13 protein-coding genes are annotated in these 21,108 nt (G+C 44.7%); 8 read left to right on the top strand and 5 right to left on the bottom strand.

The features are described 5' to 3' along the window. Positions 1–153: 153 nt before the first annotated feature. From hutU to hutG, 8 genes are all read left to right on the top strand, one after another. Positions 154–2,184: a urocanate hydratase gene (gene hutU / locus RDV49_RS04070; protein WP_003008639.1), complete on the top strand. Its 2,031-nt coding sequence runs from the start codon at positions 154–156 to the stop codon at positions 2,182–2,184. An 82-nt stretch (positions 2,185–2,266) separates the two neighbouring features. Next, positions 2,267–3,166 carry a glutamate formimidoyltransferase gene (ftcD, locus tag RDV49_RS04065; RefSeq protein WP_003008641.1) on the top strand — a complete coding sequence of 300 codons (900 nt, stop codon included), beginning with the start codon at positions 2,267–2,269 and terminating at the stop codon, positions 3,164–3,166. 12 nt (positions 3,167–3,178) lie between these two features. Further along, entirely contained in the window at positions 3,179–3,808 is a 630-nt protein-coding gene (locus RDV49_RS04060; protein ID WP_003008643.1) for a cyclodeaminase/cyclohydrolase family protein, read from the top strand. Between the two features lie 35 nt (positions 3,809–3,843). Further along, a complete protein-coding gene (locus RDV49_RS04055; protein ID WP_003008645.1) occupies positions 3,844–5,517 on the top strand; it encodes a formate--tetrahydrofolate ligase in 1,674 nt (557 codons plus the stop codon). Positions 5,518–5,532: 15 nt separating this feature from the next. Next, positions 5,533–6,111, top strand: a complete 579-nt coding sequence (locus tag RDV49_RS04050) for a HutD/Ves family protein (protein ID WP_003008647.1) — start codon at positions 5,533–5,535, stop codon at positions 6,109–6,111. A gap of 21 nt (positions 6,112–6,132) precedes the next feature. Then, positions 6,133–7,476 carry an APC family permease gene (locus tag RDV49_RS04045; protein WP_003008649.1) on the top strand — a complete coding sequence of 448 codons (1,344 nt, stop codon included), beginning with the start codon at positions 6,133–6,135 and terminating at the stop codon, positions 7,474–7,476. A gap of 215 nt (positions 7,477–7,691) precedes the next feature. Continuing rightward, positions 7,692–9,233, top strand: coding sequence for a histidine ammonia-lyase (gene hutH / locus RDV49_RS04040; protein WP_003008651.1), 1,542 nt, complete (start codon positions 7,692–7,694; stop codon positions 9,231–9,233). An 82-nt stretch (positions 9,234–9,315) separates the two neighbouring features. Next, a complete protein-coding gene (hutG, locus tag RDV49_RS04035; RefSeq protein WP_003008653.1) occupies positions 9,316–10,308 on the top strand; it encodes a formimidoylglutamase in 993 nt (330 codons plus the stop codon). 140 nt (positions 10,309–10,448) lie between these two features. Here hutG and RDV49_RS04030 read toward each other — a convergent pair whose 3' ends face one another. The 5 genes from RDV49_RS04030 to RDV49_RS04010 all read right to left on the bottom strand — a co-directional run bounded on the left by RDV49_RS04030 (position 10,449) and on the right by RDV49_RS04010 (position 20,981). After that, positions 10,449–13,385: an ATP-binding protein gene (locus RDV49_RS04030; RefSeq protein ID WP_037608076.1), complete on the bottom strand. Its 2,937-nt coding sequence runs from the start codon at positions 13,383–13,385 to the stop codon at positions 10,449–10,451. A 132-nt stretch (positions 13,386–13,517) separates the two neighbouring features. Beyond that, positions 13,518–14,393, bottom strand: coding sequence for a methylenetetrahydrofolate reductase [NAD(P)H] (metF, locus tag RDV49_RS04025; protein ID WP_003008657.1), 876 nt, complete (start codon positions 14,391–14,393; stop codon positions 13,518–13,520). 113 nt (positions 14,394–14,506) lie between these two features. Then, positions 14,507–16,756 carry a 5-methyltetrahydropteroyltriglutamate--homocysteine S-methyltransferase gene (gene metE, locus RDV49_RS04020; RefSeq protein ID WP_037608079.1) on the bottom strand — a complete coding sequence of 750 codons (2,250 nt, stop codon included), beginning with the start codon at positions 16,754–16,756 and terminating at the stop codon, positions 14,507–14,509. 317 nt (positions 16,757–17,073) lie between these two features. After that, positions 17,074–18,681 carry an alpha-glucosidase gene (locus tag RDV49_RS04015; RefSeq protein WP_003008661.1) on the bottom strand — a complete coding sequence of 536 codons (1,608 nt, stop codon included), beginning with the start codon at positions 18,679–18,681 and terminating at the stop codon, positions 17,074–17,076. Between the two features lie 68 nt (positions 18,682–18,749). Continuing rightward, positions 18,750–20,981: a glycoside hydrolase family 31 protein gene (locus RDV49_RS04010; protein WP_003008663.1), complete on the bottom strand. Its 2,232-nt coding sequence runs from the start codon at positions 20,979–20,981 to the stop codon at positions 18,750–18,752. Between the last annotated feature and the right edge of the window lie 127 nt (positions 20,982–21,108).

The raw sequence follows: 21,108 nt of genomic DNA, 5'->3' as shown, positions 1-21,108 counted from the left end.
ACAGGAAAAGCGTCAAAAAAAAGTCAAAAAGTTTTTCCCTCATTTTTTTTTGCTTTATTAAAAATTATATTTTTTTTTGACTCTTTATTGACGTTTCTTCGATACAATAAAGAAAATATAAATTCACAGTCCAACTATAAGGAGGGTTCTGCTATGTCATTTATAGACGAGAAAGAAATTGCAGCTGCTATGTCTGTCAAACTTGACTTTGATGTCCTACCTGAAAAGGCGACTTTTCAAGAAGGCATCCGTCGTGCACCTGATAGAGGCTTCCGCTTAACGCAAGCTCAGACTGAAATTGCCCTTAAAAATGCTTTGCGTTACATTCCTAAAAAATTCCACCAAGAGTTGATCCCAGAATTTTTGGAAGAACTAAAAACTCGCGGTCGGATCTATGGCTATCGCTTCCGTCCAAAAGATCGGATCTATGGAAAACCAATTGATGAGTACAAAGGAAAATGCACAGCTGCTAAGGCTATGCAGGTCATGATCGACAACAACTTGAGCTTTGAAATTGCTCTTTATCCATATGAATTGGTCACTTATGGGGAAACAGGATCTGTCTGTGCCAACTGGATGCAATACAACTTGATCAAGAAATACTTGGAAGTCATGACAGAAGACCAAACCTTGGTGGTTGAATCGGGTCACCCTCTGGGCCTCTTCAAATCGAAACCAGAAGCTCCTCGTGTCGTCATTACCAACGGTCTCTTGATCGGTGAGTATGACAACATGCGCGACTGGGAAATTGCTGAAGAGATGGGAGTGACCAACTACGGTCAGATGACGGCTGGTGGCTGGATGTACATTGGTCCTCAAGGGATCGTTCACGGTACTTTCAACACCCTTCTCAATGCCGGTCGTCTCAAACTCGGTGTGCCTGATGATGGCGACTTGACCGGTAAACTCTTTATTTCATCTGGTCTCGGTGGAATGAGCGGAGCTCAAGGGAAAGCAGCTGAAATCGCAAAAGCGGTTGCCATCGTTGCAGAAGTAGACCGCTCTCGGATCGAAACTCGTCACTCTCAAGGCTGGATTAGCCAAGTGACAGACAGTGCAGAAGAAGCTGTGAAATTGGCTCAAGCAGCACTGGAAGCTGGTGAATCCACTTCGATTGCCTACCATGGTAATATCGTAGACTTGCTCGAATATGTCAACGAACATCAAGTCCATGTTCATCTCTTGTCTGATCAAACCTCTTGCCACAACGTTTATGATGGTGGCTATTGCCCAGTTGGCATTAGCTTTGAAGAACGGACACGTTTGCTGGCAGAAGACAAAGAAACCTTCCGCCGTTTGGTTGATGAAACCTTGGCTCGTCACTTTGCAGTGATCAAAGCCTTGACAGCTAAAGGTACTTACTTCTTCGACTACGGTAATGCCTTCATGAAATCTGTTTACGACTCAGGCATCAAGGAAATTTCTAAGAATGGTCTCGATGACAAAGACGGCTTCATTTGGCCATCTTATGTAGAAGATATCATGGGACCTATGCTCTTTGACTATGGTTATGGTCCATTCCGTTGGGTCTGCCTCAGCGGTAAACACGAAGACTTGATTGCAACTGACCATGCAGCCATGGAAGCGATCGATCCAACTCGTCGCTACCAAGACCGCGACAACTACAACTGGATTCGCGATGCGGAAAAGAACCAACTGGTGGTTGGTACACAAGCACGTATCCTCTATCAAGATTGTATGGGCCGTGTCAACATTGCTTTGAAATTCAATGAACTCATTCGCCAAGGCAAGATCGGACCGGTCATGATCGGACGTGACCACCACGACGTATCTGGTACAGATGCTCCATTCCGTGAAACATCAAACATCAAAGATGGTTCGAACGTCACTTGTGACATGGCGGTTCAATGTTACGCTGGTAACGCTGCTCGCGGTATGAGTCTCGTTGCCCTCCACAACGGTGGTGGTACTGGTATCGGTAAAGCCATCAACGGTGGATTTGGTCTCGTTCTAGACGGTAGCCACCGGATCGATGAAATCATTAAATCTGCCATTGCCTGGGACACTATGGGTGGGGTTGCTCGCCGGAACTGGGCACGGAATAACCATGCCATTGAAACAGCGATCGAGTACAACCGTCTCCATGCAGGAACAGACCACATCACCATTCCGTATCTGGCAGATGAAGATTTGGTCAAAGAAGCCGTTCAAAAATTGTTTTAACATCAAAAAATAAAAACTGAGAAAGGGGAGGAAATACAAAGACTCTTCCTCCCCAACTTCTCCTATAAAAAGAGGTAATCATATGGCAAAAATTGTTGAGTGTATTCCAAACTTCTCTGAAGGACGCAATCAGGCTGTGATCGACGGATTAGCAGCTACAGCAAAAAGTATTCCAGGTGTCACTTTACTAGACTACTCGTCTGATGCCAGTCACAACCGTAGCGTCTTTACACTCGTTGGGGATGAAGAAAGCATTCAAGAAGTGGCTTTCCAATTGGTGAAATACGCTTCTGAAAACATTGATATGACCAAGCACGAAGGCGAACACCCTCGTATGGGAGCAACAGACGTTTGTCCATTCGTTCCCGTTAAAGATATCACTACAGCTGAATGCGTTGAGATCGCTAATAAAGTAGCCGAACGCATCAATCGTGAATTAGGTATTCCAATCTTCCTTTATGAAGATGCTGCAACTCGCCCAGAACGGAAGAACTTGGCCAAAGTGCGTAAAGGACAATTTGAAGGAATGCCAGAAAAATTGTTGGAAGAAGACTGGAAGCCAGACTACGGTGAACGCAAGATTCACCCAACTGCAGGGGTTACAGCTGTCGGTGTCCGTATGCCACTAGTTGCTTTCAATATCAACCTTGACACAGACGACCTAGAGATTGCCAATAAGATTTCTAAAATCATTCGTGGATCAAGCGGTGGATACAAATACTGTAAAGCGATCGGTGTCATGCTAGAAGATCGCAACATCGCCCAAGTCTCCATCAACATGGTCAACTTGGAACAATTCCCATTGTATCGTGTTGTGGAAACCGTTCGTTTCGAAGCGCAACGCTATGGTGTTCGCATCATCGGAACAGAACTCATTGGACTGGCTCCTGCTAAGGCTTTGATCGACTCTGCTGAATACTACTTACAATTAGAAGACTTTGACTACAGCAAACAAGTCTTGGAAAATCACTTGTTGGGTTAGAAAGGGAGTTCTATGAAACTAGTTGACTTAAGTATTACGGAGTTTGCCAAGGTCCTTGGTTCGGATGCTCCAGCTCCAGGTGGTGGTTCTGCTGCTGCCCTATCCGCTGCAAATGGGATTTCCCTTACAAAAATGGTCTGTGAACTGACCATTGGAAAGAGAAAATACGCAGAATTTGAAGACCACATCAAAGCGGTTCACGAAAAAAGCGCTCACCTCCAAGACCAATTACTAGAAGCCATCGACAAGGATACAGAAGCCTTCAACGTCGTATCAGCTGTCTTTGATCTTCCAAAAGAAACGGAAGAAGAGAAAGCTGCTCGTCGTGAAGCCATGCAAAAAGCTTTGAAACATGCGACAGTATCTCCTTTCTCTATGATGGAGCTCATCGTTGAGGCTCTTGAAACCACCAAAGATGCTGTTGGCAAGTCCAACACCAATGCGGCGAGTGACCTAGGGGTAGCTGCTCTGAATCTTAAAGCTGGCCTTCAAGGGGCTTGGCTTAATGTCTTGATCAACATTTCAGGAATCAAGGACCAAGACTTTGTCCAAGAATACCACGGTAAGGGACTCAAACTCCTCCAAACCGGTTCTGATCTTGCAGATAATATTTACCAAACCATTTTAGAAAGTCTATCTTAAACCTAGCAAATAAAAATAAAGAAAGAAGGGATTCTATGGTTTTATCGGATATTGAAATTGCCAATTCTGTCCAAATGAAGCCCATCACCGATATCGCTGCTGAACTTGGATTGACCGAAGACGATATTTCGCTCTACGGAAAATACAAGGCAAAAATTGATAGCAACCAACTGGAACAACTCAAGGATAAGGAAGATGGAAAGCTGATCCTCGTGACGGCCATCTCTCCGACACCTGCTGGAGAAGGAAAGACAACCACCTCTGTTGGCTTGGTCGATGCTCTTTCAGCTATTGGTGAAAAAGCCGTCATTGCCCTCCGCGAACCTTCACTTGGCCCTGTCTTTGGGATCAAGGGTGGAGCTGCCGGTGGTGGGTACGCCCAAGTGGTTCCAATGGAAGATATCAACCTTCACTTTACCGGAGACTTCCATGCCATTGGGATTGCCAACAACCTCCTTGCTGCCTTGATTGACAACCACATCCATCATGGCAATGAGTTGGGCATCGATTCTCGTCGCATCACTTGGAAACGGGTGGTCGACATGAACGACCGTCAACTCCGTCATATTGTCGATGGCCTTCAAGGAAAAACAAACGGAGTTCCTCGTGAAGATGGCTTTGACATCACCGTGGCTTCTGAAATCATGGCCATTCTCTGTCTCTCAGAAAATATCCTTGATCTCAAAGAACGTCTTGATCGCATCATTATCGGGTACAACTACCAAGGACAACCGGTCACAGCCAAAGACCTCAAGGCTGGAGGGGCCATGGCAGCTGTCCTCAAAGATGCCATTCATCCGAACTTGGTGCAGACTTTAGAACATACTCCTGCCATCATCCACGGTGGACCATTTGCCAATATCGCCCATGGCTGTAACAGTGTGCTGGCTACTAAACTAGCCCTCAAATATGCAGACTATGTCGTGACAGAAGCTGGTTTTGGAGCAGACCTCGGTGCTGAAAAATTCATCGATATTAAGTGCCGCATGGCCGGGCTCAAACCTGCTGCCGTTGTCCTCGTCGCAACCATCCGTGCTCTCAAGATGCATGGTGGAGTTGCCAAAGCAGACTTGGCTACCGAAAATGTCCAAGCCGTGATCGATGGTCTACCAAACCTAGACAAACACTTGGCCAACATTCAAGAAGTCTATGGTCTACCAGTGGTCGTTGCCATCAACAAATTCCCGCTGGATACAGAAGCAGAGCTAGAAGCTGTCTATGAATCTTGTAAGAAACGCAATGTAGATGTGGTCATTTCAGATGTCTGGGCAAAAGGTGGAGCTGGTGGTCGTGACTTGGCTGAAAAAGTCATTCAACTGGCTCAAGAAGAAAACCACTTCTCTTATGTCTATGACGAAGAAGACAGCATTGAAACAAAATTGACTAAGATCGTCACAAAAGTCTATGGTGGTAAAGGCATTAGCTTAACACCAGCGGCCAAACGCGAACTCAAAGAATTGGAAGCTCTTGGCTTCTCAAACTACCCAATCTGTATGGCCAAAACCCAATATTCCTTCTCAGACGATGCGAAGAAGATGGGAGCACCAAAAGATTTCACAGTTAAAATCAGTAACCTTAAGGTGGCTGCCGGAGCTGGCTTCATCGTAGCTCTCACTGGTACCATTATGACCATGCCTGGCCTACCTAAAGTTCCTGCCAGTGAAAAGATTGATATCGATGCCCACGGCAATATCACTGGTCTCTTTTAAGAAAGAAGGCGTCCTATGGTGACTCTCCTTCATCTTACCCCCGCAGATTATCAAATTTCTACCTGGTCCGGTGGCCAAACCACCCAACTCTTTCTCTCCCCAGAGGGAGGAAGCTATCCAGATCGGACCTTTGACTTCCGCCTCTCTACTGCAACGGTAGAGGTCGAAAAAAGTAACTTTACCGATCTCACGGGCTACCACCGAATCTTGATGCCCTTGAATGCCTCCATTAGGCTCACCCATCACCATAAAGAAGTGGTTTTGAACCCCTTTCAAAGCTACTTCTTTGATGGGGGAGATCCTGTATCTAGCCAAGGGACTTGTCAAGACTTTAATTTGATTTACAAACCTTCTTATCAGGGGCATATGAGTGCTATATCCCCAAAAGAGAGTGTCAAAAGTCAGAGTCGCTATCAATTGATCTACGCTCTCTGTCCACTAACACTCGAATGGGGAAACAATCATTCTCAAACTCTCCAAACTCACGAGCTCCTGGTGATCGAACAAGCATCTCCTCTTCAAGAGATGACAATCACGTTTTTACCCCATCAGTCTGGGGAGCAACCGATTGCTATCTGGACTGGACTACAATAATGTTCACAAAGGAGAAACATTATGAACGGAGCACATAAACAGTCGATTGAGGAACAAGAAAAAGCGAAATTCAGCTTTAGCGGTGCCACTCTTTACGGTATCAACGCCGTAATCGGATCTGGTATCTTCCTCCTCCCTCAAAAAATTTATTCTGGCCTCGGACCAGCTTCTCTAGCTGTCATGTTCGGGGTTGCCATTCTCGTCATGCTACTATCAGCCTGTCTGGCTGAAACGGCTGGCTACTTCGACAAAAACGGTGGAGCCATGCAATACTCAAAAGCCGCTTTCGGAGACTTCGTTGGCTTTAACGTTGGGATTCTCGGTTGGGCCGTTACTGTTATCGCTTGGGCTGCCATGTTAGCCGGCTTTGCTAAGATCTTCATCATCACCTTCCCAGCATTTGAAGGCTACAACCTTCCGATCAGTATCGGTATGCTGATTCTCTTGAGTCTGATGAACATTGCCGGTCTGAAAACCTCTAAGATGTTTACTCTGACAGCTACTGTTGCAAAATTAATTCCAATTGTCCTCTTCTCACTCTTTGCCATCTTCTTCATTTCCGGTGGCGTGAGCAAAGGCAACTTCACACCTTTCCTTCAATTGGAAAGTGGAACAAACCTCTTCAGTTCTATTTCTAGTACAGCCGTCTACATCTTCTACGGTTTCATCGGATTTGAAACCATGTCTATCGTTGCAGGGGAAATGCGCAACCCTGAAAAGAACGTTCCCCGCGCTATTCTAGGTTCTATCAGTATTGTATCTGTTCTCTACATGTTGATCATCGCTGGAACAATCGCCATGCTTGGTGGTCGCATTATGCAAACCGGTGCACCGGTACAAGACGCATTTGTCGAAATGATTGGCCCTATCGGAGCTCCACTCGTTTCTTACGGAGCCCTCATTTCAATCGCCGGTCTAAACATCGGTGAATCCATCATGGTCCCTCGTTTTGGTGCCGCATTAGCAACTGAAAAACTCTTGCCAGAAGGGCTTGGAAAAACAAACTCTAAGAATGCCCCTGTCATTGCCATTATCATTTCTGGTATCTTCGCTTTCTTACTCTTGTTATCTGGCTCTTTTGAATCCTTAGCAACCTTTAGTGTTGTCTTCCGTTTCTTCCAATACATTCCAACAGCTTTGGCAGCCATCAAACTCAGAAAAATGTACCCAGACAAAAAGGTTACCTTCCGAGTACCATTTGGTCCCGTTATCCCAGTTCTAGCCGTTGTGATCAGTATCTTGATGATTGCAGGGGACAACCTAATGAACTTTGTTTGGGGGGCCATCGGTCTCGTGATTGCAAGTGGACTTTACTTTGTTTTCCACGGCGATAAACTACATAAATCGAAAACCCTTCCTCACTAATTTTCTTTACACAGTAGATGGGAACAGAGACGGGAGCAAAGCTCAGTTTTGCTCCCTAACCCATCTAGGACTCCACGAATGTCAAACCTGAGCCCTTTTCTCTATGACACTTTTCAATTTTTATGATCAATAGACAATGGGCCCATGTTTGGTATTCAAACCGAAGTAAACAACACTACTTCCACAGAACAACTATTCATAATCGGAGGTTTTATATGACTCAATTGATTCATTTAGATGGTAATAGCTTAACACTCGAAGAAGTCATCGCTGTAGCTCGGCACGGTGCCCAATGTGAGCTTGATGAACAAGCCAAAGAAGCCGTTATCGCATCCCGTAAAATCGTTGATGACATTGTCCGTGAAAAACGAGTCGTCTATGGTGTAACCACTGGCTTTGGTTCCCTCTGTAATGTCAGCATCTCTCCAGAAGATACTGTTCAACTGCAAGAAAACCTGATCCGAACTCACTCATCTGGCTTCGGTGATCCACTTCCTGAAGATGCCGTTCGTGCCATCATGCTGATCCGTATCAACTCACTCTTGAAAGGTTATTCTGGCATTCGTCTGTCAACTGTTGAAAAACTGTTAGAATTGCTCAACAAAGGAGTCACTCCTTATATCCCTGAAAAAGGCTCTCTCGGAGCTTCTGGAGACTTAGCACCACTTGCTCATATGGTTTTACCAATGTTGGGTCTTGGACGCGCCTACTACAAAGGAGAACTTCTCAGTGGTCAAGAAGCCTTAGATCGTGCTGGAATTGAGAAGATCCAATTAGCTGCTAAAGAAGGGCTTGCCTTGATCAACGGTACAACCGTCCTAACGGGTATCGGTGCTCTTGCGACTTATGATGGTATCCAATTGCTCAAACTCTCTGATATCGCTGGTGCTCTCTCAATGGAAGTTCACAATGGAATTACCAGTCCATTCGAAGAAGACCTTCATTCCATCCGCCCACAAAGTGGACAATTGGCAACTGCTCGCAACATCCGTAACCTTCTTGAAGGAAGCAAGAATACCACTGTTGCGACTCAACAACGGGTACAAGATCCTTATACACTTCGCTGTATCCCTCAAATCCATGGAGCCAGCAAGGATTCTATTGCTTACGTAAAAGAAAAAGTTGAAATCGAAATCAACTCTGTCACAGATAACCCAATCATTACCAAAGAAGGACACGTCATCTCAGGAGGTAACTTCCACGGTGAACCAATGGCGCAACCATTTGACTTCTTAGGCATTGCCCTTTCTGAAATTGGGAACGTATCTGAACGTCGGGTGGAACGCTTGGTCAACAGCCAACTCAGTAAATTACCATCCTTCTTGGTCAAACACCCTGGACTCAACTCAGGCTTCATGATTACCCAGTATGCTTGTGCATCCCTTGCATCGGAAAATAAAATTTTGGCTCACCCTGCTAGTGTCGATTCTATTCCATCTTGTGAAAACCAAGAAGATTTCGTCAGCATGGGAACGACTGCCGCTCGTAAAGCAGCAGAAATTCTTAAAAACTCACGTCGCATCGTTGCTACTGAAATCATGGCAGCTTGCCAAGCCTTGGATCTCAAGCCAGAAAATCATGAACTTGGTAAAGGTACAAAACCAGCTTATGAGCTGATTCGTCAAAAACTGAACTTCATTGAATTTGACAAAGATATCGAAATCTTTGAAGAACTTAATAAAGCATCTGCTGTTGTCGAAAGCGAAGAATTCTTAGCAACCATCGAAAAAGCAGTTGACTTAAGCATTCAATACTGATACAGTAAGAATAAAGCAAAACAGAGGCTGGCGATCTTCTCAGCCTCTGCCTGCTTTCAGAAAAATAAGGGAGGCGACAAGCTTGCTCACAAACTACTATCCAATGACCTACAGCTACTACCAAGGTAGCATCGAGGACAATCCCTACACGGCCAAATGGGGAATGGTCACCAAATTTTTAGACCTAAACGACGAGACCCTCACTCCATTTGAGGGTATGACCTTTGGGATCATCGGCTTTAAGAGTGACAAAGGAGTCTATATCAATAATGGGCGTGTAGGAGCAGTCGAGGGTCCTACAGCCATCCGTTCTCAAATCGCTAAACTTCCATGGCACTGGGGAACCAATGTGACAGTGTATGATGTGGGAAATATTGACGGGCCTAACCATTCACTAGAAGAACTCCAAGAAAGCCTCTCACAAGCGATCCAGCGCATGTACCAATTAGGGATCCAACCCATTGTCCTAGGAGGCGGTCACGGAACTGCTTACGGCCACTATCTAGGGATTCAATCCAGTTTAGAAAAAGATGAACAACTGGCTGTGATCAATCTGGATGCCCACTTTGATTTGCGACCTTACGACCAAACCGGTCCCAATTCTGGAACAGGTTTTCGTCAAATGGCTGATCATGCTAAAGAAAAAGGTCAGGACTTCCCTTACCTCATCCTGGGGATCCAAGAGCACAATAATAACCTCTTCCTCTTTAATTACGTTGCTAAAACACCAAGCATTGATTTTTTAACTGGCCAAGATCTCTTCCAGATGAGCCACCAAGCCATTCTGGATCGAATCGATCAATTTTTAGAAAACCAAACCGCGATCTATCTGTCTATTGATATGGATTGCTTTGCGGTCGGCTCTGCTCCTGGTGTTAGCGCCATCCAATCACTTGGTGTCGATCCTAAACTAGCCCTCCTGCTTCTCCAACACATTGCTGCTAGTGGCAAACTAGTCGGATTTGATGTCGTGGAAGTTTCTCCTCCTCATGACATTGACAATCATACTTCAAATCTTGCTGCGACCTTTATCTTTTACTTGACCCAAATATTGGCGCAACAAAAACTGAACTAAGAAGATTTCTACACACGTAAAAAGCATAGAAACACTCATTGCTTGGGTATTTCTATGCTTTTTTCATTTTCAGCACAATGATCTTTGCCTGAAAGGAGGCATGGCCTCTTATCCTTCACTTATGATTTAGATAAGAGACACTACAGGTCTTTTAATTTCTTAAGAAACTGACGATCTCTGTAAGGATTCAAGTGTTGTTCTGCCACCTTCTTGTAGTAATTCTTATCTTCTTTCAAGAAGGTGCTCAGGGCAGGAGCTAGCTCTTCTCCCTTCTCCTTTTGATTAGATAAGAAAGCCAATAGATAATGAACCATCCCCTTATCCCGCGAATTGGCAGATGGATTCATCGTCCTTTCTTTTCGAGCCAGATAATCCGCAACCTTCTCCTGATCCCCTTGCTGACAAGCAATCAAGGATTGGTAAAATTCGAGCAATTCTTCCTTCCAAGGGAAACGAACACTGGACAAAATCTTCTGAGCTCTGTCAAAACAGAGGCGAGCTTGAATCAAATCTCCCTTCCAATAATAGGCGATCCCAAGATCAATATCAAAGACGACGCGGACGGAATCAACAGCTTGATCTCCCACCAAACGCAGAACCTCTTCTAAGTGGGTGACCGCTACTTGGAAATGCCCTCTCACTTGCTCGATTTCAGCGAGGTAGGCCAAAGAAGCTGCAATTTGAATGGCATACTTGGCCTGCATGCTATTGGTCAAACTAAAGCAATCAATAGAGCGATACAGATGCCGGGTTGCCTGCTCCTCATCCCCAACCATCAGGTGATACAAGCCCTTCAAACGCAACTGGATCGCGATGACCTCATGATTATTAGCTTGGATGGCATCTTCTAAAGCTAAATCTGTATAATAGGCCATCTCAGAGATATTTTCCGTTTGAATGCAATAATAAATGATTTGCCGATAACCCTCTAAGAGGAAGTCGGATTGCTTGAGTTCCCGCGCATAGGAGATGACTTTTTGGATATCATGAATCCCCTTTTGATACTCCCCACTTCGAATAAAATAGCGACCTTCTAGGTACAAGTAACGCAGTTGTAAATGCTTGTATTCTCTATCTCTTTGGTGCCTTGAAAAGAGGTTATCTAATTCTTGGCGAATGCGGGATAGCTCTCCAAAAATGTCCAAATGGCTATTTGTACCATCTGATAGGAACCCCTCATCTACCTTGGAATAAATCGGAAACAGCTCATGCTCCAGCTGAAGGATTTCTTCTAAATAGGTCAACTCAAAAGATATGGAACGCAAAAGATTTTGGGATTGTTTGTATTGGTAGGCAATTTCCTTATAAAGAAGAAGGTCCGTCGAATCTTCTAAAGTTTCTTCCAATTTTTGCGCAATTTGTTGGTGGAAGAGCCGCCGTCTAGCTGGCGAAAGAAGATGGTAAAAGTACATGGCTACCAATTGCTTGCAGAATTGAACCATGAGAGCCTCTCCTTCTTCTACGATTGAGACGATCGCTCTTTCAGATAAAGGCTCGATTAATTCTGTCAAAACAGGAAGCTCTGTAGCCGTCAATTCTGCTAAGATAGACAGAGAAATTGGCTTATGAAAACAAGATAGGTAGTGTAGAAGAGCCTCTTCCTCACTGCTCATATCCCCAAGCTCCTGAGAAAGATAGGCTTGAATGATATCAGGCAAGGGTTCTAAATTTTCATTTTCTTTCCACTCTTCGATATAGCTGGACAGAAAGAACGGACTGCCTTCACTCCATTCGACCATCTGCTCCATCACTGCAGGCTCTATTGCTCCCAGTTCCCCTTTCAAGAGAGCACGACTTTCACTTGGGGCAAAATTGGTCAACTCTAGTTGAGACAGCCTTTTCTCTACCTTCAAGCTCCCCAAGAAGTTGACGAAGGAAGCTGGCAGAGGCTCTTCAGCTGTAAAAATCAGTTGCCATTTCTCCTGGTTTCTTCGCTCCTCTAGTTGTTTCACTTTTTCTAGAGACACTGCATCGATCCACTGGGCGTTTTCAAGCAGGATCAGGAGCGGTTTTTCTTTGCTAAGGCTCTGAAGCTGATTCCATACAGAAATGAGATCATCCTCCTCTTCCAGAAGGGAAATTCCCATCTCATCCCCCAGTTTCTCTAGCGCTTGTCTGAGATCATTCCAGGCGCTTCCTTCATAGCGCTGACTGGTAGCTTTTCCTTCCACCTTGATAAAATTAAAACTGCGATTGGACATCAAGACCAACTGCCGTAAGAGACGTTTCTTGCCTGTTCCAGATTGCCCCATCACGAGAAAAGGCCCTACCGCTTCACCCGTCTCGACTAAAGAGAGGTATTCCTCGAGCTGCGAGAGTTCTTGCTTCCGACCAAAAAAGGGAAGTTCATGGATATTTATGCGATGACTCAGTTTATGAGTTCGTTTGGCTTCCAAAACAGAGTGATAAAGTTCCTCAATCGCTCGACTGGGACGCACACTGAGCTCGCGATCCAATAAATCGACTAGCTTATAATAGGTCTCGAAAAATTTTCCTAGCTGATGATGGAAGCTATAATACTCCATCAAGAGCTGGTAATTTTTCTCTTCAAATTCATCCAGCTCTACCAAATGATGGAGCAAGAGTTCTATACTAGGATCTGCAAAACCGACCTGCTCAATTTTTTGATAGCAGTTTTCGACATAGAGCTTCCTATAAGCATCCCGTTTGCGAGAAGCCCACTGATCAAAGTCTTCATCATCCTTGACATAGAAGCCCTCTAAAAAGTCTCCCCGATAAAGATCCAAGGCACTTAGTGGATCTCTTTCAAAGAGTTTGACATCCAAAGAAAGGCTCAAATCAGGATTAAGGGCCAAACTGCTCCGACTTGGAGAGACAATGATATCTCCTTCAAAAATTTTATTGGCTTGGTAAACCGTATTCCGTAAGTTTTTGCGAGCTACTTGGTTTTCCTTATCTCCCCAAAGAATACCGGCGATTTCATCTCGGTTGACCTGGCCCATGACTGCCAAGTAATAAAGCAAGGCCTCCATCTTCGAGAAAGAAAACCGAATAGTTTTCTGATTGAAAACAACCTTAGGGGGTCCAAATAACTTCAACTTCAGACTTTTCTTCATTGCAAGCGCCTCCAAAAACTTCATATTAATACTATAAAAAAAAAGTTGGCTTTTAGCAAGTAATTTATCCAAATAAAAAGAGACTGAGAACGATTCTTTCTCAATCTCTACACTTCCTACTAAAAGTGTTGATTAATTCACTTCAAAATTCGGTTGATGAGCAAATAAAGCCTTTGTTGCTTGGTAGACGTGGTAAGCGACATCTTCATTGTTCATGGTGTAAAGATGGACACCTGCCACATCTTGAGTAACCAAATCAACAATTTGATCGACTGCATAAGCCAAGCCAGCTGCGCGAAGAGACTTTGGATCATGCTCATACTTGTCTAAAATCGCTTTAAACTTCCGTGGGATATGAACATTTTCACAAGTCTTAAGGAGACGAAGGGCCTGATTGCGATTGAGAATCGGCATCACTCCTGCATGAATAGGAACATTGATCCCAGCTAAAGTACACTTATCTTGAAAATCATAGAAACGCTCATTGTCAAAGAAAAGTTGAGTGACCAAACTAGAGCACCCTGCATCTACCTTCTTTTTAAGATTTTGAATATCTGAAATTTGGTTTGGAGAATCCGGATGTCCCTCAGGATAGCAAGCACCAATCACCTCAAAATGGGGAGCTTCTGTTTTAATAAATTCAATCAGATCCGTTGCATAACGAAAGTCTTTTAAAGGTTCCACACCAGGGATAATATCCCCACGCAGAGCCAAAATCCGATGAACTCCTACTTCATCTAACTCATGAAGAGTATCGGCCACTTTTTCCTTGCTCAAATAGACGGCTGGCAAGTGAGCAATCGTCGGAATAGACAATTCATTTTGAATGTAATTGGCTAAAGCAACCGTCGTCTCTTTGATATTGTATTTATTATTGCTAGCGGTCACACTAATAAAGTGAGGAGCTAGCTCCTGCATATTTGCCAAAGCACGTAAGAGTTTGGCATTGCCTACTTCAGGATTTGGAGGAAAAACTTCAAATGACAGAGACGGTGTGTGTTGTGACATATTCTATCCTTTTCTTTTGTTTCTTTGATCAAGAACTCTGAGCCACTATTTCTAGGATAAGGGAACGATTCGAAAACCCTCTACACGATGATAGAAGGTCCTCGAAACATTTCTTACAAGTGTTCACGCGCTTCTTTAGCAGCATTAACGAGTTTGATCAAGCTTTCTTTTGTTTCTTTAATTCCACGAGTCTTCAAACCACAGTCAGGGTTGATCCAAACTTTGCCACTTGGTACTTTTGCCAAGATTGCTTCAATAGTGTGATCGATTTCACCGTCTTGTGGGACACGTGGTGAGTGGATATCGTAAACCCCAGGTCCAACTTCTGTTTGGAAGTTTTTGGCTTTCAACTCATCCAAGATTTCAAGGTTTGAACGGCTAGCTTCAAATGAGATGACGTCTGCATCCAAGTTGTCGATAGCTGGGATGATATCTGTAAATTCTGAGTAACACATGTGAGTGTGGATTTGTGTGTCTGGTGCAACAGTTGAGTGTACCAAACGGAAGGCTGGAATCGCCCAGTCAAGGTAGTCTTCGTACCAGTCGCTACGACGGAGTGGCAATTTTTCACGAAGAGCAGCCTCGTCGATTTGGATGATCTTCACGCCTGCAGCTTCAAGGTCAAGAACTTCATCCTTGATGGCAAGAGCGATTTGAAGAGTAGAATCCTTGATAGAGATATCTTCACGTGGGAATGACCAGTTAAGGATGGTAACAGGTCCAGTCAACATCCCTTTAACAGGTTTGTCCGTACGACTTTGTGCGTAGCTAGACCATTTCACAGTGATTGGGTTAAGACGAGTCACATCACCCCAGATGATTGGTGGTTTCACCCCACGCATACCGTATGATTGTACCCAACCATTCTTAGAGAAGAGGTAACCAGACAAGTTTTGACCGAAGTACTCAACCATGTCGTTCCGCTCGAATTCACCGTGTACAAGCACGTCAAATCCAACTTCTTCTTGCCATTTGATCCATTCGTCGATCGTTTCAGCAAGGAAGGCATCATATTCTTCTTGAGTCAATTCACCCTTACGGAAGGCCAAACGTTTGGCACGTACTTCCTTAGTTTGAGGGAATGAACCAATGGTAGTGGTTGGAAGTGCTGGAAGCTTGAAGGCTTCTTTTTGGATTTCTTCCCGTTCTGCAAAGGCTGGCAAGCGAGTGTAGTCTGCTTCTGTCAAAGCTGCGATGCGAGCATGAAGTTCAGCATTTGCTCCAACGCGTTCTGTTGCAAAGAGTTCTTTGTTGGCAGCAAGAGCTTCTGCTCCTTGACCATTGCGGATGGCATCCAAGTCACGTAATTCACCCAATTTTTCAACCGCAAAGGCGAAGTGGTTCAAAATAGCTGGTTCAAAATCTTCGTTAGCCGTTGTAAATGGCACATGAAGAAGGGAGCAAGAAGTCGTCAAGACAACCTTTTCAGCTGGAACTTGTTCAAGAATTGCAAGACTCTTCTCGTAGTTGTTACGCCAGATGTTTTTCCCATTCACAATACCAGCATAAAGGGTCTTATCAGCTGGGAAGCCACCTTTCACCAATTCAAGTGTTTTCTTCCCTTCAACAAAGTCAAGACCGATACCATCTACTGGCAAGTTTACAAGGTCATTGTAGACATCACGAACATCACCAAAGTAAGTTTGGATCAAGACTTCAAGACCTTTCTTGTCAGCCAAGAGTTTGTTGTAGAGGTTCAAGAAGAGAGCTTTTTCTTCAGCTGACAAATCTTTGACAAGAGCTGGCTCATCGAGTTGAATACGAGTCGCACCAAGCTCAGCCAATTTGGCAAAGACTTCTTGGTAAGCAGCAACCAAGCTGTCTACGAAGTCCTCAGCTTTCACACCATCTTCAAAGTCAGATAATTGAAGGAAAGTGAATGGTCCAACGACTACTGGACGAGTGTTGATGCCCAATTCTTTGGCTTCTTGGTACTCATCAAAAATCTTGTGACCAGCCAATTTCACTTCTGTTGTTTTTTCAAATTTAGGAACGATGTAATGGTAGTTGGTGTTGAACCATTTTTTCATTGGAAGGGCACGGACATCCCCTTTTTCACCTTGGTAACCACGCGCCAAAGCGAAGTATTGTTCAAGGTCTGTCAAATCCAAGTTTTGAACAGATGCAGGCACGACGTTGAAAAGGAAGGCTGCATCAAGGAAATTGTCGTAGTGTGAGAAGTCATTTGAAGGAATCTCTGAGATGCCTTGTTCTTTAACAATGTTCCAGTGTTTTGCACGCAAGTCTTTAGCAGCTGCCAAGAGCTCGTCTGCTGAGATTTCTTTTCTAAAGTATTTTTCAGTTGTAAATTTTAATTCACGGAATTCACCCAAACGTGGGAAACCGATAATTGTAGTTGACATGTTGTGTCCTCCAAAAATTCTAATTGACACTATCATATCAGAAGATAGCCGTCTTGTATAATTGCTTTTACACGAATTTTGATATAGCCAAAAACTATAACACAGATTTAATGGGCCTTGAGAGCAGAAATCAAAATCAAAAACTAGGACTTCTTATAAATATTTCCTATAGCCCAAGCGTCCCTGAACCATTTTTGAGCGGATTTTGAGCGGATTCTGCTAGAAAAACAGCCCCTAAAAAGTAAAGAAGGCCTTCTCTATCGAGAAAGACCTGCTTCTACGAGGAAGTAATTTCCCCTATTTTTTCATTTGCTTCATTAGGCTAATTTAACACAGAAGGCATCCCAAGGGGCCAACCTGCCTGATTCGAGGACTTGTTCTACTTTGGTATTGGCAATGAGAACCTCTTCAACCCCATTGACGAGCGGTAAGTCTTGCTCTTGACTGGAGAGATTGACAACCACCAAATAGGCGTGCTCTCCTTCTACCCGCTTGTAGGCAAAAACCTTGTCTGCTGCGTCCACCAATTCATAATCAGCTGTCACAAGCCAAGGGTGCTCTTTTCTCAAAGCAATGAGGGCTTGGTAGGTATAGAAAATAGAGTCTGGATCTGCTAGGGCAGCCTCCACATTGATCTCTTTGTAGTTTGGGTTGACCGCAAGCCATGGACGGCCTGTCGTAAAGCCAGCTTCTGCTTCATCATTCCACTGCATCGGTGTCCGTGCATTGTCCCGACCAATATGGCGGATTTGATCCATGATCACTTCAAGCGGAACCCCTTTTTCTAAGGCTTCATGAGCATAGTTGATTGACTCGATATCTTCTACATCCTCAAGGCTCTTAAATGGATAATTGGTCATCCCGATTTCTTCCCCTTGATAGATATACGGAGTTCCCTTCATCAAGTGAAGCAGAATCGCTAAAGCCTTGGCAGATTTGACACGATAGTCGCCATCATCCCCCCAAGTTGACACAATCCGTGGCAAATCGTGGTTGTTCCAAAAGAGGGAATTCCAGCCTTCCTCTTCTCCTAATTCCGTCTGCCACTTAGTGAAAATTTCCTTCAATTTAGTCACATCCAATTCCTTGGCGTAGTGCCACTTTGGTTGACCCGGTTGGTATTGAAGGCCAATGTGTTCAAATTGGAAGACCATGGACAATTCTTGATTTTTTGGATTGGAGTATTGCTTGGCAATCTCTGGAGTCGCCCCCCAAGTTTCTCCCACCGTGAGCAGATCCTTATCGCCAAAGGTCGCTTGATTCATTTCCTTCAAGTAAGGATGGAGCATGGGACCATTGCTGATGATTTCCTGATCTGGGATCTTACCGATCATATCGATCACATCCATACGGAAGCCGCCAATTCCCTTATCAATCCAAAAATTCATCATGTCATAGATCTGATGACGGAGCTCCTCATTTTCCCAGTTGAGGTCTGGTTGCTTCTTGCTAAAGTTATGCAGGTAGTATTGGCCTGAAGCTTCATCGAACTCCCAAGCAGAGCCACTAAAAGCAGAAATAATGCCATTGGGCTCATCGCGCCAAATATAGAAATCCCGCTTTGGACTGTCTGGGTTTTCACGCGCCTCGATAAACCAAGCATGCTCATCAGACGTATGGTTGACCACCAAGTCCATGATGATTTTGATCTTGCGTTTATGACCTTCTGCGATCAATTCTTCCATATCTTCCATGGTACCAAAGATGGAGGCAATATCCTCGTAATCCGAGATGTCATAGCCGTTATCATCCATGGGACTCTTGTAGACTGGTGAGAGCCAGATAGCTGTAATCCCTAGCTTTTCCAAATAGTCAAGCTTGCTCGTAATCCCCTTGAGATCCCCGATGCCATCGCCATTACTATCCTTGAAACTTTTTGGATAAACTTGGTAAATTACGGCATTATGCCACCATTTTTGTTCCATTTTTTCTTCTCCTTTATGATTGTGAAATCACTTTCATCATACAAAAATAGGGGTGATATTGCAAGAGTTTACAAGTCTTCTCCCTCTTCACTGGAATAAATCACTTCAAAGAGACGTTGGCGCAAGCCTTCCTCCAAAGGCGTGATGACCTTCATCAGCTGTTTCCAATCCTTGGCTCTTGAACAAGCCGCAAATAATTCGTTTTTCCTATCGTAGGCCAGGTTGGCAGATTTTAAGAGCTCAAACATCCGACCTTCTTTGGCAATAGGATGCGATTGCAGCTCACCCATCGCAATTTCCTGACTTTGATTGTCCACTATGATAGGGTCCGTCTCAAAGGTATGGAGCAAGAAACGGTGCTGTCTCTTTTCAGGAAGCAAGGCTAGATCACCTGATAGATCCAGCCTAATCTTTCTTTCATCCCAATCGACTGTTAGGCGGGTTTCAACCTTGCTAGCTCCTTCTCCTTCGACGAGTACGAAGGAACGATTGTCACCTGGGAAGAGATGCCAGTCCAGCATTTCTGGAAGGTCCACTCCTGTCTGTGGTTGTGCATCCATAGGGATGATAGCTCCCGCACGTGCAAAGACTGGAATATCCTGGCTGGTCCTAAAGACCGTGAGCTTGCCTCTTCCTTCATACTTCCAATCATGGAAGAAATCGTACCAAACGCCGTCTGGGAACCAAACGCTCACAGAAGCACTATGAAAGACAGGATCCAGCGCTTCGGTAATTGGCGCCACCATGAGTTCACTGCCAAAGAAATATTGATTCTTCGCTTCATAAGCCTCTTCTTCATTTGGATAGTGGTAATAAAGGGGTTGAACCAAAGGCAGGCCTTCTTCGTGCGTCGCCACATTCATGGTGTAGAGATAAGGTAGTAGGCCATGGCGCAGGCGCAAATACTGCTTCATCAAGCGACAGGTCTCAGGCGAGTAAAACCACGGTTCCTTGCTGTTAAAGGCATTACAAGAACTATGAAGTCGATTAATCGGGCTAAAAACCCCAAACTGCAACCAACGAAGAGCCAAGTCTTCATCATAGTAGCCCCGCATATGGCCACCGATATCATGACTCCACCAGGTGTAGCCGATATTGGAAGCTGTACTGGTAAAATAGGGTTGAAAGGCTAGGGATTCCCAAGTCACAATAGTGTCCCCTGAAAAACCAATCGGATACCGATGGCTGCCAGGACCCCCATAACGCGATAAGATGAGACCAGCTTGGCCTTTTCGACAATTGTCTAGATAATGATAGTGATTTAACAACCAAAGGGGATCCATCTTGCCATGACTTCCCTGTTGCCAATCAATCCACCAAAAGTCGACTCCTTGATCTTCCAAAGGATGGTGGACATCTTCGAAATAAGCTTCGCGAAAGGCTGGACTATAAAAGTCAAAGCTAGCCGCTTCTTCTTTTTCAGTATCCAGTCCCAAGCGTTTTGCGACCATGGGATAAGCATCTTCGAAAGCGCGAATTCCATCTGCCGGATGGACATTTAAGGTCACCTTTAAACCACGCTCATGCAGGCCATTTAAGAAGGCAGCTGGATCAGGAATCAAATCCCGGTTCCAACTATAGCCAGTCCAACCACTTCCAAAGCGAGCAGGAATCGCCGTCTTGTGCCAGTCCATATCGATCACACTGACTGCAAGAGGCACCCCTTCTGCTTTGAACCGATCCATCAAATCTGTATACTCCTGACTGGTATAAGGCCAATAGCGACTCCACCAGTTTCCCAGAGCATAACGTGGCAAGAGTGGGGGCTGTCCTGTCAGATGGTAAAAATCTTTTAAGGCACCTAGATAATCGCGCCCATAACCGAAGAAATACAGATCCACTTCTGGATAGGGCCGTGCTCTAAAACCGCTTTCGTCATCATACAAATAGGAAGCGGAATCGTCTAAAAGAGCATAACCGGCCTTGCTCAAGATCCCATCTTGCAACTCCATAGCCCCATCGACCTCGTCAAGCGTTCGACTGGTCCCCTTTAAGGTCTCCGGCTGATCTCCATAGTGCCACCTGCTCCCATAGACTGCATACTGACCCTTGAGCTCAATAAAAAGCCGATCCGGTGCAAAAGGTCCCTTTTCAAAATAGAGGTGGAGATGCTCTGTATGAAGGTCGAGAACAGCTTCTGTCTCTACAACCTCACAAGCAACAGGTCCAAAATCTCGATGTTGTACAACTTGCGTCTGACCATCTTCAAAAACACCATCCTCTGAGTATTCCAAGCGCACCAAGGATTCCGTTAATACGGAGATCCGATAGTTTTCTCCCTTTATCACTGGTCCTGCCATTTGTCTGTCCTCCTCTTTTTATAGGGCATCCGACTCGCCCTCTTTTCATCTGCTTCACTTCGCTAGGTAAGCGCTTACGATTTTACTATAGCACTCAAAAAAAGGCCTGTCAACACTTGACAGAGCC

Source organism: Streptococcus parasanguinis, from assembly GCF_031582885.1.
GTDB lineage: Bacteria > Bacillota > Bacilli > Lactobacillales > Streptococcaceae > Streptococcus > Streptococcus parasanguinis_M.
This window is presented reverse-complemented; position numbering and strand designations above follow the sequence as displayed.

Coding starts and splice junctions, on each gene's coding strand:
- hutU (WP_003008639.1), top strand. CDS start 154: ATGTCATTTATAGACGAGAAAGAAATTGCAGCTGCTATGTCTGTCAAA.
- ftcD (WP_003008641.1), top strand. CDS start 2,267: ATGGCAAAAATTGTTGAGTGTATTCCAAACTTCTCTGAAGGACGCAAT.
- RDV49_RS04060 (WP_003008643.1), top strand. CDS start 3,179: ATGAAACTAGTTGACTTAAGTATTACGGAGTTTGCCAAGGTCCTTGGT.
- RDV49_RS04055 (WP_003008645.1), top strand. CDS start 3,844: ATGGTTTTATCGGATATTGAAATTGCCAATTCTGTCCAAATGAAGCCC.
- RDV49_RS04050 (WP_003008647.1), top strand. CDS start 5,533: ATGGTGACTCTCCTTCATCTTACCCCCGCAGATTATCAAATTTCTACC.
- RDV49_RS04045 (WP_003008649.1), top strand. CDS start 6,133: ATGAACGGAGCACATAAACAGTCGATTGAGGAACAAGAAAAAGCGAAA.
- hutH (WP_003008651.1), top strand. CDS start 7,692: ATGACTCAATTGATTCATTTAGATGGTAATAGCTTAACACTCGAAGAA.
- RDV49_RS04030 (WP_037608076.1), bottom strand. CDS start 13,385: ATGAAGAAAAGTCTGAAGTTGAAGTTATTTGGACCCCCTAAGGTTGTT.
- metF (WP_003008657.1), bottom strand. CDS start 14,393: ATGTCACAACACACACCGTCTCTGTCATTTGAAGTTTTTCCTCCAAAT.
- metE (WP_037608079.1), bottom strand. CDS start 16,756: ATGTCAACTACAATTATCGGTTTCCCACGTTTGGGTGAATTCCGTGAA.
- RDV49_RS04015 (WP_003008661.1), bottom strand. CDS start 18,681: ATGGAACAAAAATGGTGGCATAATGCCGTAATTTACCAAGTTTATCCA.
- RDV49_RS04010 (WP_003008663.1), bottom strand. CDS start 20,981: ATGGCAGGACCAGTGATAAAGGGAGAAAACTATCGGATCTCCGTATTA.